This is a genomic window from Draconibacterium halophilum, from assembly GCF_010448835.1.
Lineage (GTDB): Bacteria > Bacteroidota > Bacteroidia > Bacteroidales > Prolixibacteraceae > Draconibacterium > Draconibacterium halophilum.
Genome location: NZ_CP048409.1, coordinates 2,925,055 through 2,939,870 on the forward strand (window position 1 = coordinate 2,925,055; position 14,816 = coordinate 2,939,870).

At 35.4% G+C, this 14,816-nt stretch carries 11 protein-coding genes and 1 tRNA gene; 10 read left to right on the forward strand and 2 right to left on the reverse strand.

Annotated features, from left to right (window positions below; genetic code table 11):
• The first annotated feature begins 33 nt into the window (after positions 1–33).
• The 10 genes from G0Q07_RS11705 to G0Q07_RS11750 all read left to right on the forward strand — a co-directional run bounded on the left by G0Q07_RS11705 (position 34) and on the right by G0Q07_RS11750 (position 13,243).
• Positions 34–894 (forward strand): CPBP family intramembrane glutamic endopeptidase, encoded by an 861-nt coding sequence (locus G0Q07_RS11705; protein WP_163346260.1) that lies wholly within the window; start codon positions 34–36, stop codon positions 892–894.
• Positions 895–926: 32 nt separating this feature from the next.
• A complete protein-coding gene (locus G0Q07_RS11710; RefSeq protein ID WP_163346261.1) occupies positions 927–1,226 on the forward strand; it encodes a hypothetical protein in 300 nt (99 codons plus the stop codon).
• 214 nt (positions 1,227–1,440) lie between these two features.
• The gene (locus G0Q07_RS11715; RefSeq protein ID WP_163346262.1) at positions 1,441–2,034 is read left to right on the forward strand and encodes an RNA polymerase sigma factor; all 594 of its coding nucleotides are present in this window, start codon (positions 1,441–1,443) and stop codon (positions 2,032–2,034) included.
• Between the two features lie 181 nt (positions 2,035–2,215).
• On the forward strand, positions 2,216–3,448 hold the full coding sequence (locus G0Q07_RS11720) for a FecR family protein (protein ID WP_163346263.1): 1,233 nt from the start codon (positions 2,216–2,218) through the stop codon (positions 3,446–3,448).
• 143 nt (positions 3,449–3,591) lie between these two features.
• Positions 3,592–7,095 (forward strand): TonB-dependent receptor, encoded by a 3,504-nt coding sequence (locus tag G0Q07_RS11725; protein WP_163346264.1) that lies wholly within the window; start codon positions 3,592–3,594, stop codon positions 7,093–7,095.
• A 22-nt stretch (positions 7,096–7,117) separates the two neighbouring features.
• A complete protein-coding gene (locus tag G0Q07_RS11730; RefSeq protein ID WP_163346265.1) occupies positions 7,118–8,932 on the forward strand; it encodes a RagB/SusD family nutrient uptake outer membrane protein in 1,815 nt (604 codons plus the stop codon).
• 115 nt (positions 8,933–9,047) lie between these two features.
• On the forward strand, positions 9,048–10,202 hold the full coding sequence (locus G0Q07_RS11735; RefSeq protein ID WP_203532531.1) for an alkaline phosphatase: 1,155 nt from the start codon (positions 9,048–9,050) through the stop codon (positions 10,200–10,202).
• Positions 10,203–10,269: 67 nt separating this feature from the next.
• Positions 10,270–11,133 carry a metallophosphoesterase gene (locus tag G0Q07_RS11740; protein ID WP_163346266.1) on the forward strand — a complete coding sequence of 288 codons (864 nt, stop codon included), beginning with the start codon at positions 10,270–10,272 and terminating at the stop codon, positions 11,131–11,133.
• A 5-nt stretch (positions 11,134–11,138) separates the two neighbouring features.
• Positions 11,139–12,227 carry a Gfo/Idh/MocA family protein gene (locus tag G0Q07_RS11745; protein WP_163346267.1) on the forward strand — a complete coding sequence of 363 codons (1,089 nt, stop codon included), beginning with the start codon at positions 11,139–11,141 and terminating at the stop codon, positions 12,225–12,227.
• A 356-nt stretch (positions 12,228–12,583) separates the two neighbouring features.
• Positions 12,584–13,243 carry a hypothetical protein gene (locus G0Q07_RS11750; RefSeq protein ID WP_163346268.1) on the forward strand — a complete coding sequence of 220 codons (660 nt, stop codon included), beginning with the start codon at positions 12,584–12,586 and terminating at the stop codon, positions 13,241–13,243.
• A 72-nt stretch (positions 13,244–13,315) separates the two neighbouring features.
• On the opposite strand, the gene G0Q07_RS11755 is transcribed toward G0Q07_RS11750, so the two are convergent.
• Together G0Q07_RS11755 and asnA are read right to left on the reverse strand one after the other, a co-directional pair.
• Positions 13,316–13,389: transfer RNA gene (locus G0Q07_RS11755), tRNA-Arg, on the reverse strand.
• Between the two features lie 112 nt (positions 13,390–13,501).
• Entirely contained in the window at positions 13,502–14,536 is a 1,035-nt protein-coding gene (gene asnA, locus G0Q07_RS11760) for an aspartate--ammonia ligase (protein WP_163346269.1), read from the reverse strand.
• Positions 14,537–14,816: the final 280 nt, after the last annotated feature.

Below are 14,816 nucleotides of genomic sequence, written 5' to 3' on the forward strand. Positions count from 1 at the left end.
CATCCATCCATTTTCCTTAAGAGAAAAAGATGGATGGATATTTTCATTATCTTTCAGATTCCAAAAGCTAACCTAATAAGATCAATGAAACCGATGCTTCATAAAAATCAAGTAGCAATATTCTTTCTACTGGTGTTTATTATTTCCTGGTCGTTAATTTATGTCATATTTGGATCAGACGGCATTCCTGCTACAAAAGAACAGCAGGAAATTATTGGAATGACTATTCTACTTGGACCAAGTATTGCAGGATTATTGCTCCTTTTTATTTACGACAAATTACAAGGATTAAAACACCTACTTGCAAGGCTAATCAAGCTGAATGTAAATATCAAATGGTATCTTGTTGCACTCCTGACAGCTCCTCTTACAACATTCGCAGGATTAGTTGTTTTCTCTCTTTTTTTTGAAAATGTACAACCCAATTACATGACTGCAGATGATTTTGTAAGTATTCTGATGCTGGGGACCATTGGAGGCTTATTTGTGGCACTTTTTGAAGAAATTGGATGGACTGGTTTTGCAATTCCAAGATTATTAAGAAATCACGGTATTCTCTATACCGGATTAATAGTTGGTATAATCTGGGGTGCTTGGCATTTAATATTGTTTTGGGAAGATAATAGTTTTACTGAATTAGTCCCTTTTCTCCTCTTAATAGCACGTTTGTTTAGCTGGTTACCTGCTTATCGAATATTAATGGTCTGGCTTTATAAAAACACCAAAAGTCTTTTCTTGGTTATCTTGATGCATTTGGCTCTGGTTGTCAGCCTAGCTGTAATAGATCCATTACTTTATGGCAAAGAGTTACTAGCCTACATCTTGATACGAGCAGTAATACTTTGGATAATTGTTGCTATAATGTCGCTAGTAGCATCGAAATCTGTGAGATAAAATTTTAATAAGGAAGCAAACTTTTTAGAGTGGTGTACTTCAACAGAACTATCAAAAATACTACTTCAGTATTGGGAGTGCTGCTTGGTCTGTCAAGTATAATCAATCATGGAATATTTGAGGCACTTCAGGGTGTTTTAATTGTCTTATATACAGGAGAGGTAAAAAGGATCTATTGCCCATTTATGGTCATAGCGAAAGAAGATGTTCCACCGATTCAGAAAGGAAAAGAATACACAGTAGAGGCTGTTAAAATGACATTAAAGCTGGAAGATGTGTTTATTATCGGTGGCAGAGCTTATTCTGGTTGGTACTTTGCTGTGAAAGTTTGATCGTTTGAGCAACGTCTATCGTAATTAAGAATTGCCTCGAATTGATTCTCTAATATGAATGACCGATTCATTCTATCAACTTTGGCTTATTAACCTATTGCAGACTATATAAACATAAAATATTTTATCATCAAATAGATGATGTGAAAAATTTAGAAGCATTCGAATTTTGTTCTTTGATTTATAGCAATTATATTTGAGATGAACTAAACCAATGAAAAACGACGAAAAGATATGGAATGACTTTTGCAGAGGCGAAAATTATGCCCTCTCCTATATATATTCCAATAATATCCATCTATTATTTCGATACGGTAGAAAATTTTCAAAGGACAATGAATTAATAAAAGATACAATTCAGGATCTGTTTTTTGATTTGATTCGTACAAGAGAAAATTTGGGAGCAACAGATAATATTCGTTATTATTTACTCTGTTCATTCAGAAGAAAACTTTTTAAAAATCTTAGTAGACAAAAAAGTAATACCGAGGGAGGATATGTAAGCGTCCCAGTTCCCGAAATTAGTTACTCTATTGAGCAGGAGTTAATCTCAAAGGAGTATCTCACCCTTCGAGACAAAAGAATAAAAAAGGGACTAAGTGAATTGACAACCAAACAACGAGAAATTTTGTTTTATCGTTACACCTGTGGATTTGAGTATGAAGAAATTTGTAATTTGATGAGCCTTAAATATGACTCGGCAAGGAAGCAGGTATTTAGAGCATTAAAAGCATTAAAGGTCATAATGATTAAGGATAATGTGCTCATACTTCTATCTATGTTCTCGAAAAATGGTCCTAAAAAGTAATTAAAATTTTGTCCACAAACTCTTAATATCTTCCTTTCTATTATAAAAGGTAATCGCTAAAATGTTTTTAGTTTAGTTAGAAAGAAAAGCACTTGCCTTTATGGGAAGTGCTTTTACATAACTTGTTTTGTAACTTGATAGATACCTTGCTTTCTCAGAATATTATTAATAAAAGAGCTTAATGAATTCGAAATATTTAAAATATAGTATTGAAGAACTTCTCGACGATAAAGATTTTATCGGCTGGATTTTGCGGTCAGATAATAACAATAAATGGATTGATTTTATTAAAAACCATCCTGATCTCAAACACAGAGCTCAAATGGCTAGTGAAATAATTTTGCTTCTTAAAGATTCTCATGAAGTTTTGAATGAAGAGGATTTCCTGAGAATATGGATAAAAATTGATCAATTTAATCAGCTGCATAAAAAAAAGGTCCGCAATTTAAAATTTAGAAGGATATTCTATTGGGCTGCTACAGTAATTATTTTAATAAGCTTCAGTGCTCTAAGCTACTATCACTTATTTGAAAAAGAAGATCGTTTTATTTTCATGTTTAATGAGGAGCAAGTCAAAAATGATGAAGCTCGTATTATATTGCCAGATGGAAAGGAAATTGCTTTAGAAAAGGACAAATCCACAATGGTATTAAATAATAGTACTTTGACGATAAACAACGACAGTGTGATTGATCTTCCCAAAAAAGATGTTCAAATTAGTAAGAATAAATTATTGAATGAGGTAGTACTGCCCTATGGTAAACAGACAGAGTTATTATTAGCAGACGGAACAAAAGTATGGCTAAATGCAGGAAGTAAGTTTGCATTTCCTTCAAAATTCGCATTGGATAAAAGAGAAGTTTATTTGGAAGGAGAAGCATATTTTGAAGTAATAAATCAAAATGACCAACCTTTTGTAGTAAATGTTGCAAATTTGGATATAGTGGTATTAGGGACCCATTTTAATGTTTCAGCATATCCGGAGGATGGAAATGTTGAGACTGTTCTCCTGGAAGGTGCTGTTATTGTTAGCAATCCAAAATCTTTGGGATTTGGGCAAAATCACTTTAGGTTAAAACCCTTTCAGCGAGCAAGTTTTAGCAAAGAAAAAAATGAAATAAAAATTATTGACGAGCCAGATGCAGCAAATTATATTGCATGGACAAATGGCTGGTTACAATTTCAACAAGAAAACCTGATTGAAGTTCTTGATAAGTTAGAAAGATTTTACGATGTTAATTTTCACGTTGCAAAGGAGTTGACATCATCAAAGTTAATAACGGGAAAATTGGATTTAAAGGTTTCTCTGGAAGATGTTTTAATGGCTCTTGCAGACGTTTCGGAGATAGATTATCGAATTGATGGAGACAATATTATAATAGAAGAAAAAATTAATAAAATGAAAAAACGATAAATGAGGAAAGCCGATGAGCTGGCGGGCTCAGCGACTTTCATTTTCAATTAAATAAAGTATTTAACTAAACAGTTCAAAATTATGAAAAAAAGCGAACATTGCTGCACTTTCCTCGGGGGAGTATGGCTGAAATTTTGTTAAAGATGAAACTATTAACCGTTTTGATGCTAATTGTATTTGCTACTTCAGCGGCGGATAGCTATTCTCAGGCTACCAAGTTTAACTTAAGGTTAAATAATGTTTCAGTAAAACAGGTATTTCAGGAAATTGAGAATAACAGCGAATTCATTTTGTTGTATAATGAAAAGAACGTTGAATTAAATCGAAAGGTGAGTATCAACGTGAATGATAAAACTGTTGAGTCTATTCTTGATCAATTGTTTAAGGTTACCGACAATACTTACAAAATTTATGATCGACAAATTGTAATTCTTGAAGACGAAAATGCTGATGTCCATTCCACTTTTGAGAAATATGCTGAAATGGAGCTGGTTGAACAACAGCAAAAGGAAATCTCGGGTATTGTGCGCGAGGAAGACGGAAATCCTTTACCCGGAGTATCAGTAATTGTTAAAGGAACGTCCATTGGGACAGTTACTGACACAGATGGACGATTTACTCTAAGTATTCCTTTATCAGCAGAAGTTCTGGCTTTCTCTTTTATCGGGATGCAATCTCAGGAAATTCCTATTGGAGATAAAACTGAATTTGCAGTTTCTTTATCCGAAGAAGAAATTGGTTTAGATGAAGTAGTGGTTGTTGGATATGGAACTCAAAAGAAGGCGAACCTTACTGGTGCTGTCGACCAGGTAACAGGTGAGGTATTTGAAAATCGCGCAATGAGCAATATCACACAGGGGCTTCAAGGGGTTATGCCCAATTTGAATATTACACTCCCTGATGGGAAACCAAATACATCACCAAGTTATAATATTAGAGGTACAACATCAATTGGACAGGGAGGTAATGCGCTGGTTCTTATTGACGGAGTTGAGGGAGACCCTAGTCTAATTAATCCCAATGATATTGAAAGTATTTCCCTCTTAAAAGATGCTGCCTCAGCTTCTATTTACGGAGCGAGAGCGGTTTTTGGTGTAGTTTTAATTACTACCAGAAATCCTTCGAAAGAAAAAACAAGCATAACCTATTCTGGAAATATTGCGATGAAAAGTCCAGTCGTTATTCCTGATTATGTTTGGGATGGATACACTTGGGCAAAAATGTTTAACGAGGCAACTTATAACTGGGAAGGTTCATATCCCAGTAAAGCAAATAAAACAATTCGGTTTTCTCAAGAGTATTTAGAAGAACTAAAAAGAAGGTCGGAAAATCCAGATGCCTATACCAAAGATTGGGATGTTAATCCGGAAAACGGAGAATATGTATATTATGGTAGTACCGATTGGTACGACTTGTTATACAAAGATTTTACAACCGCCAACGACCATAATATTACCGTTTCCGGAAGTTCGGAAACGACAAGTTTTATGATTAGTGGCAGATATCTTGGGCAAAATGGTTTATATACTTATAATACAGATGATTATGAAATGTTAAACTTTAGGGCAAAAGGTTCTATTCAGGTATTTCCATGGTTGAGATTTGACAGCAACTCACAATATTCAAGTTCAAAATACCATAATCCTCTACAAACAGGAGAAGGTGGAAATGTCTGGAGAAATATTGCCGATGAAGGAAATCCAATGTCACCATTATTTAATCCTGATGGCACTCTTACCCATACTTCAGTTTATCATGTCGGTAATATGTGGTACGGGAAAAGTGGCTACGATTTAAGCAAACGGGTATTTAAAAGTACCAATGGTTTTGTCGCCCAGTTTCTTGACAATAAACTTAGGGTAAAAGGTGATTTTACTTTTCAAAATACAAATGATGATCAAAAAAGGATAAGAGTGAAGGTTCCTTATGATAAAAGCCCTGGTGTTACTTCTTATGTTGGTACAAAATATGACGACATTTTGGACATCTGGCGTAACACTAAATATACAGCATTAAATATATATTCTGAATATGAAAACACCTTAAATGAAAAACACTTCTTTAAAATACTTGTCGGCTACAATTATGAAGAATCGTTATATCGAAAGCTGGAAGCAGAAAGGAATGGCTTGATATTCGAAGATGCCATTGATATAAGCTTGGCATTAGGAGAAGATATTAATGTAGACGGCAGTTATACTGCATGGAATATTTTAGGAGGATTTTCGCGTTTAAACTATTCCTTTAAAGATAGGTACTTATTTGAAGTTAATGCACGGTACGATGGATCATCAAAATTTCCGTCAAACGAAAGATATGCTTTATTTCCTTCTTATTCCATTGGTTGGAGAATATCCAACGAATCATTTTGGAACGTTTCGGATGATCTAATCTCAAATCTTAAGCTGAGAGCTTCTTATGGTTCTTTAGGAAATGGTAATATTGCTGCATACGTATATCAAGAAATATTTGAAATTGGGCAGTCAGGTGATATCCTTGGGGGGACAAAACCTCAAACAACAAGTAAGCCGGAAGTTATTCCTGATGGACTTACTTGGGAAACTGCAACAACTTTTAATATAGGATTGGATATAGCAATGGCTTCTAATCGTTTAATTTTTGTTGGGGACATTTATCAACGCGATGTTACTGATATGTTCACTATTGGGATGACATTGCCAGCAGTATTTGGCGCGACTGCTCCAAAAGGTAACTATGCCGACATGGAAACAAAAGGTTGGGAAGTGGCATTATCTTGGAGAGATAAATTTATTTTGAAATCGAAGCCCTTTAATTATAATTTAAGATTAACACTTGCTGATAATAAATCTGTTATTACAAGGTATAATAATCCAGATAAAAATTTGGATGATTATTACGAAGGGATGGTTGTTGGCGAAATTTGGGGGTATACAAATGATGGTTTTTTTGAAGACCAGGCAGATATTGACAGTCATGCGGATCAAAGTAGATTTAAAACTACTAATGCCAGAATTATTTTCCCAGGAGACATAAAATTAAAAGATATAAATGGCGATGGGAAAGTTGATCCGGGTACTAACCGTTTTGATGATCCAGGAGATAGGAAAATAATAGGGAATGAGGCTCCTCGATATACGTTTGGAATTAATTTAGGGGCTGATTGGAACAGTTTTTTCTTTTCGACTTTTTTTCAGGGTGTTGGGAGACAAGATTGGTACCCAAGTAGAGAAGCAAGTGCTTTTTGGGGGCAGTACAATAGACCTTATAACCCACTACCACGCTGGCATTTAGATAATCATTGGACGCCTGAAAACCCTGATGCCTATATGCCAAGATATGTTGGTCGCGTAGCTAATCGAAGTGGAGGCATTCTAAGGGATAATCCACAAACCGATTATTTACAAAATATTGCATACATACGATTAAAAAACATTCAGGTAGGATATAATTTACCTATGAGTCTGATATCAAAAATTGGTGCCCAGAATGCTAAGGTTTATTTCTCGGGAGAAAATCTTTGGACCTGGTCACCACTATATAAAATAACACGTGATCTAGATGTTGAAAATACAGGTGCGAGAGACGCGTTATTAGGCGGTACTGGTGATGGCTATAATTATCCAATGCTGAAAAGCTTGAGTATTGGGTTAACTGTAACATTTTAATTAAAATTTTAAAACTATCATCATGAAAATAAAATATTTATGGCTAATATTAATGACAACCTTTTTCATCGGTTGTGATTTAGAGCAAATACCACAAGATACTACTTCAAAAGATGCTGTCTTTGGGAGTGAAACAGGACTTGAATTATATTCCTATTCTTTTTACGATTTTTTGCCAAGTGCAAATAATATCCATACCGCTGATGCCATGTCCGATTATGCAGCACGCAGGGGATCTCCTGCCTTTATCATGCCTGGGGCCTATAGTTCAACTTCCGACGATGATGGGAGTGCCTCTGGTAATGACATTGTTGCTCTTGGCGGCGACCGTGATTGGGGGTGGGATCATTTAAGAAACTTCAACTTTTTTATTGAAAATTGTACCGACGAAAGAGTTCCGGAGAGTGTAAGGAACCATTATTTAGGTCTGGCACGATTCTTTAGAGCATTTTTCTATTTCGAAAAAGTAAAAAGATATGGCGATGTCCCATGGATAGATAAGGCTCTTGACGTTGAAGATCCGGATTTATACAAGGGAAGAGATCCACGTGAATTGGTAATGGAAAATGTACTTGCCGATTTAGATTTTGCTACTCAAAATATCGATTTAGAATCTGATGGATCGCGAAGTTTGGTTACTAAATGGGTTGCATATGCCTTGAAAGCAAGAGTGTGTCTTTTTGAAGGAACATTCAGAAAATACCATACTAATTTGGGCTTACAGGGTACAGCAAACGACTGGTTAAATGAAGCGGCAAGTGCGGCAAAAGCGATAATGGATCAATCTGGATATAAACTTTATACAGATGACGGGCCAGATAAATCATACCGTAAAATTTTCACAAATTCAGCACCTGTGAGCGATGAAATAATGCTTGCTGCGGTTATGAGCACAGCTTTTGGAAAAACGCATGCAGCTAACTGGTATTATACAAGCACAACAACAGGAGTCAGATTTAACCTTATTCGTACTTTTGTAAATACCTATTTAAAATTAGATGGGACACCTTTTACAGATACCCCAGGTTACGAAACAATGCAATTTCATGAAGAAGTAGTTGATCGTGATCTTAGGTTAAAGCAAACCATTCGTTTAGGAGATTACGAACGTTTGAATAACAATGTTCCTTTTAAATCAGCACCTAATATGTTGTATTCTTATACAGGTTATCAACCGATTAAATGGTGTTTAGATGATATTAATGTTGATACCAGGGATTTAAATGATAATTCTGTTTCAATGTTCAGGTATGGTGAAGTATTATTAAATTATGCTGAAGCAAAAGCAGAATTAGGTGCATTAACAGATGCTGATTGGGAAGCTACCATTGGTGCTTTACGTGCACGTGCAGGAATTACAGGAGGATTAACAACAAAACCAACTGTCGCAGATCCCTACTTGCAGGAGAAATACTTTCCAGGAATTTCCGATCCTGTAATTTTGGAAGTGAGAAGAGAAAGAGGAATAGAACTGTTTCAGGAAGGCTTACGGTTTTACGATGTTGTAAGATGGCATAGAGGTGAATTGATGGAAATGGAGTGGAATGGGATTTATGTTCCGGCAATTGATACTCCTCTCGATTTAAATCAGGATGGCTCTCCAGATGTATTGTATTACATTGAAGCGCCAACAACAGCTCCTTCTTATCCAGCCATTCCTGTAAGCGAGCTCTACGGCGGGAAACCGAACGATTATAGACTGACTAATGGCACGTATGGTGAAATTACCTGGTTGAATACCATTGAAAGGAAGTGGGAAGAAAAAAATTACTTTTATCCTATTCCTGAAAGTGCAATACTAACTAATCCTAATTTAGAACAAAATCCTGGTTGGTGACCTAACCCAACTATTTCCTAATAATAATTAAAGACCGGATTTTTTCGATAAGATCCGGTCTTTTAAAAGAATAAAATTATTTGTATCGAAAAGTATTAATTTAAAATACAATATTATGACTCAAAAATTAATTTCACTATATGCTCTGATGATAATTGGGTTGGCCTCTATAGCGCAAAATAATTATCTCAATGAAAATGCAGAGGAAGATGAAAAAATATATAAAGGTGTAGATCATTATGAAGTAAAAATATTTCCAAATAGATTTAAATCGAAAAAACCACAAAATGTTATTTTATTAATTGGAGACGGAATGGGAGTTGCGCAGGTTTTTGCAGGTATAACTGCAAATCGTGGGAAACTATTTTTGGATAATTTTAAATCAATTGGATTTTCAAAAACACAATCAGCTAATAACTATATAACTGACTCCGCGGCAGGGGGAACAGCGCTTTCAACTGGTGTAAAAACATATAATGGTGCAATTGGAGTAAATCCTGACACAATTCCTGTTAAAACAATACTTGAACAAGCAGAAGAAAAGGGATTAAGCACAGGTTTGGTATCAACTTCGTCAATTACTCACGCTACTCCTGCCTCCTTTATTGCTCATCAGAAAAACAGGAATATGTATGAAGAAATTGCAGCCGATTTTTTAAAAACAGATATTGACGTTTTTATTGGTGGAGGATACAAACACTTTACCCGTCGTAAAGATGGAAGGAATCTGGTAAATGAACTTACATTAAAAGGATATAAGGTACTGCAGGATATTACTGAAATTGAAATGATCAATTCAGGAAAAATTGCCGGTTTTACTGCTTCGGAACATAACGGAAGAATTGAAGAACGTAAAGACATGTTACCCATTGCAACTAAAGCTGCAATAAATATTTTAGACCACAATAAAAAGGGATTTTTCTTAATGGTAGAAGGTTCTCAAATTGACTGGGGAGGTCATGCTGGAAGTACCATATATATTGTTGAGGATATGCTTGATTTTGATAAAACTATTGGAAAGGTTTTGGAGTTTGCTTCTAAAGATGGAAAAACCCTTGTTGTAGTTACAGCTGACCATGAAACAGGTGGATTAGCCTTGACTGGTGGTGAAATCAAAACAGGTAAAGTTAAAGGAGAGTACAGTACGGGTGGACATACTGGAGTAATGGTTCCCGTATTTGCATATGGTCCCGGAGCAGAAGAATTTGAAGGAATCTATGAAAATACAGTAATCTATGACAAAATAAAATCCTTACTTATTTCCCAATAAATTTAATGTTAAACTAATTTAATGTTAAACTAATAATGTTAAAAATCTTTGGAAGGATTTATTCAAAATGATGAAATTAAATATACACGTCATAATTATTCTAATCTTATGTTTTGGTGTCAATATTCAATCAGTTAAATGTCAAGATAAGGGGCAGCATTTCTTTTTTATACAATTAACAGATCCACAATTCGGTATGTATGAAAAAAATGCTGGAATTGAGAAAGAAATTTTTCTTTACGAAAAAGCGGTAGACGAAGTCAATCGGCTAAAGCCTGATTTTGTAATAATAACGGGTGATTTTGTAAATAACAGAAAAGATAAAACTCAAATAAATGAATTCAAGCGAATAACAAGGAAAATTAATCAGGATATTCCTGTTTATTTATCACCAGGCAATCATGATGTTGGAAATAAGCCAAATAGTCGTAGTATTAAAAGATACATTAAAAATTACGGTTACGACAAATTTTCATTCATACATAATGAGATTCTATTTGTAGGCTTTAATTCAAGCTTAATAAAAGATGATGTAGTAAACTTTGAAGAAAAACAATATAACTGGCTTAAAAAAATATTAGAACACAATGAAAATGCACAGCAAGTTATATTGTTTTGTCATTTCCCCTTCTTTATTCATTCAGTTGATGAACAAGAATCCTATTCGAATATTAGTCTTGAAAAGCGAAGGAAATACCTTTCACTTTTCAAAGAAAGTAATGTGCAAGCCATATTTTCAGGGCACCTTCACGAAAATGCTTCTGCTGAATATACAGGTATTCATTTGATTACCACAAGTGCTTTAGGAAAGCCTCTCGGAGATGCGCCCTCAGGATTAAGGATTGTAAAAGTATACGACAACAGCGTTGAGCATCATTATTTCGGAATTGACGAAGTTCCGGAAACAGTAGTTTTAAATAATTCAAATTAATGTATATGAAAATAATTCGGCTTGTATTTTGTTTTTTTATCGTTTTTAATTCTGCGATTGCACAGAAACCAGTGAGAATTGGCATTGCAGGATTATCACATTCTCATGTGATACCTTTACTAAAAAATCTTGATAGAGAGGACATTCAGATAGTAGGAATTGCAGAGAGTAATACTGAGCTTTCTACTCGTTATGCTAGGGAATTTGATATCGATGACAAGCTATTATTTGAATCACTGGATTTAATGCTTGAGCAAACACAGCCTGAAGGTGTAGTTACTTTCACATCAATATACGAACATTTAAAAGTAGTGCAATTATGCGCCCCCAAGGGAATCCATGTTATGATTGAAAAACCTTTAGCTGTTAGTAATGATCATGCTTTGAAAATGGCAAAGATAGCTCAGAATTTTGGCACTTTGCTATTGACAAATTATGAAACGTCATGGTATCCATCGAACTATGAAGGTTATGAAATGATTCAAAATGGGGAGTTGGGTGAGCTTTTTAAAATCATCGTTTACGATGGACATAAAGGGCCACAAGAGATAAATGTAAACAATGAATTTCTAGATTGGCTTACAGATCCAATTTTAAATGGAGGAGGTGCCGTTACCGATTTTGGTTGCTATGGTGCTGATTTAATTACTTGGTTGTTAAAAGGTGAAAAACCTATTTCGGTGTATGCTGAATTAAAACAGTACAAACCAAATGTTTACCCCAACGTTGATGATGATGCCACTATCGTCCTTTCATACCCGGGAATGGAGGGAATTATTCATGCTTCATGGAACTGGCCTTTCAATCGAAAGGATATGCATATATATGGAAAAACCGGCTACATTTTTATTGATGATGCACAAACAATTCGATACCGACTAGATGAAAAATCAAAAGAAAAAACCAAAAGGATAGATTCAAGTGAAACTTCATTTAGTGACCCATTTACTTTTTTTGCAGCAGCGATAAGAGGAAAAATAGAAATATCACCAACTGACTTATCTTCTCTCGAAATTAATTTAACTGTTGTTGAAATTTTAGACGCAGCACGTGAAAGTAACAGAACCGGTAAAAAGATCTATCTCAGCAGATAAATAATTGATTGACAGACAGTGTTTTGCTGATTTTGTATCAACAGCTATCTGTTTCAAATTTGTAAACAGGTGAAAAGCTTATAAATAAATTCAGGTTTGTAGCCGGTGAGGTCAATACTTTTATGTTGGATTTGCAATCCTAATTATTTTAACCATGAACATAATCAATGTTATTTTAGGAATAGCGGTTCTATTTGCTATCATAATTGTCGCCAGTGCCTTATTGGGTGATGGTTTCAGAAAGTGGAATGAAAAAATACTTATGACAGTAGGGATGAGAAATCATTTGGTAAGACCTTTTTTACAGGATTGATTATTGTGGCATTTCTTATGCTAATACTTTACATTTTTACAAAATGAAAGAAACCTTTTGGAAGAAACACATTTCAATATTCATTGTATTCATTTCAGAACTGTACCCATTGACAAAATTTCAATTATTACAATACGAAGAAATACTGGATTGGAATCGGATTAGATCAAATTCATTTATTCGATGGGATGATAATATGCGAAAAATATTTGCCGCCCGGTTAAGATCAGCAACAGAAATTCCACCGAGGGATGTTCGGATAATTTCAGAAGAGGATGGTGAATTACTGCCTGGAGTTATTACTTTAGGCTATCCAGAAGCAAATGACGTTTATCTAAGAGCCGAGGAGCAAACAAATGCAGAACAGATCTATTGGAAGGATATTGGTTTTGGTGTATATGAAGTACCCGAGTATAACGAAAATGCTGTTATGCTGCTATTAACAAAATTAAACTGCACATTAAATCTTGGTGCCGATCCATTTAATAGTTTACCTATACCCACTAAATTCTTGGAGGAAAGAAAAGATACGCTACAGTGGGATTTATTGTCTTCTTACTGGGGCTTAAAATGGTCATTTGAGCTGCTTAAACAATTTGAGCAGTACTGGGTGTGGGAAGAGCTACAAAGCAATCATACCGCTTTTAATTACTGTCTTAAGGATGATCTGGATGATGAATTTATTGAAATGGCATTAGGCTGATTTGTTGCACCTATGTTGCACCCATTAAAACAAAAAAGGAGTAAGATTCGCTCCTACTCCCCTATTATCAAGTACCCCGGACGGGATTCGAACCCATGACCTACTGCTTAGAAGGCAGTTGCTCTATCCAACTGAGCTACCGGGGCAGCCTTATTTTGCGCTGCAAAAGTATAAATCTAATTGCAAATAACAAACACCAATTCTGAAATAATTAAAATTGCAGAATTATTAAATTAAAGCTATTATTATTTGCTGCAATTAAAGCAGGTCAATTCCAGCAGCCTTGCACTGTTCTTTCATTTTTTCGGGCCAAATACTCGACTGAATTTCGCCAATGTGTGCCTTACGCAAAAAGTACATGCACAAACGCGATTGTCCGATACCGCCACCAATAGTAAGCGGCAATTCGCCATTCAGCAGTTTCTGATGCCACAACATTTCTTTGCGTTCTTCAGCATTACGTATTTTTAGTTGATCGAGCAATGCTGCTTCGTCCACGCGAATTCCCATCGATGATATTTCGAAAGCCCTGTTCAGCACATTATTCCAAAGTATAATGTCACCATTAAGTCCTTTAAAACCATTTACAGTTTCCGTATTCCAATCGTCGTAATCGGGCGCTCTTCCGTCGTGAATCTCACCATTTGGCATTTCACCACCAATACCGATAACGAAAATTGCACCGTGTTTTTTTGCTTCCTTTGTTTCGCGCTCGAACGGCGTAAGATCAGGATATTTTGCTGCCAACTCCTCGGTGTGGATAAAGGTTAATTCTTCCGGTAGTTCCGGTTTAATGTCTTTAAACGACTCGCACAGTAAAAACTCTGTCCGCACCAGCGCCGAATAAATTTTTCGCACCACAGCTTTTAAAAAGTCAAGATTACGCTGTTCGCGCGAAATAACACGTTCCCAGTCCCACTGATCGACATACAACGAATGGATGTTTGTCAACTCTTCATCCGGACGAATAGCATTCATATCGGTATAAAGCCCAAAACCCTCCTCAATTTTCAGATCGGCCACTGCCATTCGTTTCCACTTGGCCAGCGACTGCACTATCTCTGCCCGCTCTTCACTCAGGTCTTTCATCGGGAACGACACCGGACGTTCAATTCCGTTCAAATCGTCGTTAATACCCGTTCCCTGTTTTACAAATAATGGAGCCGTAACCCTGCGTAAACGCAATTCGGCAGCAAGATTCTCCTGAAAATAATCCTTGATTAATTTAATGGCTTGTTCGGTTTGTTGTACATCTAAAACCGACTGATAGCCTTCTGGTATTGTAAGTTTCATTTCGTAAATATTTTACGGAAAACAATAGCACTAAGATTTTATGTTGCTGTCTTTGTGCTGATTCCCTTCACAATTGCTTGTGCTGTTAATACTTTTAATAGAAGTCGTTTAAAGTTAAAATGAAAAACGACGAGCAACATCCTAATTTAATTAGCTTAGCCACTTAAACCATTATTCCACTCTCGAAATCTCTCTCTAACTTCAAATAACTTCATTGTTCTGTCTGTGAAAGCAAAAATATAATTCTGCTATCAATTTAAAAGCTATTTCGCTTTTTAAA

Bases quoted from the DNA above. Each gene is read 5' to 3' on its own strand.
- G0Q07_RS11705 (WP_163346260.1), top strand. From the start codon at position 34: ATGGATATTTTCATTATCTTTCAGATTCCAAAAGCTAACCTAATAAGA.
- G0Q07_RS11715 (WP_163346262.1), top strand. From the start codon at position 1,441: ATGAAAAACGACGAAAAGATATGGAATGACTTTTGCAGAGGCGAAAAT.
- G0Q07_RS11720 (WP_163346263.1), top strand. From the start codon at position 2,216: ATGAATTCGAAATATTTAAAATATAGTATTGAAGAACTTCTCGACGAT.
- G0Q07_RS11725 (WP_163346264.1), top strand. From the start codon at position 3,592: ATGAAACTATTAACCGTTTTGATGCTAATTGTATTTGCTACTTCAGCG.
- G0Q07_RS11730 (WP_163346265.1), top strand. From the start codon at position 7,118: ATGAAAATAAAATATTTATGGCTAATATTAATGACAACCTTTTTCATC.
- G0Q07_RS11735 (WP_203532531.1), top strand. From the start codon at position 9,048: ATGACTCAAAAATTAATTTCACTATATGCTCTGATGATAATTGGGTTG.
- G0Q07_RS11740 (WP_163346266.1), top strand. From the start codon at position 10,270: ATGATGAAATTAAATATACACGTCATAATTATTCTAATCTTATGTTTT.
- G0Q07_RS11745 (WP_163346267.1), top strand. From the start codon at position 11,139: ATGAAAATAATTCGGCTTGTATTTTGTTTTTTTATCGTTTTTAATTCT.
- G0Q07_RS11750 (WP_163346268.1), top strand. From the start codon at position 12,584: ATGAAAGAAACCTTTTGGAAGAAACACATTTCAATATTCATTGTATTC.
- asnA (WP_163346269.1), bottom strand. From the start codon at position 14,536: ATGAAACTTACAATACCAGAAGGCTATCAGTCGGTTTTAGATGTACAA.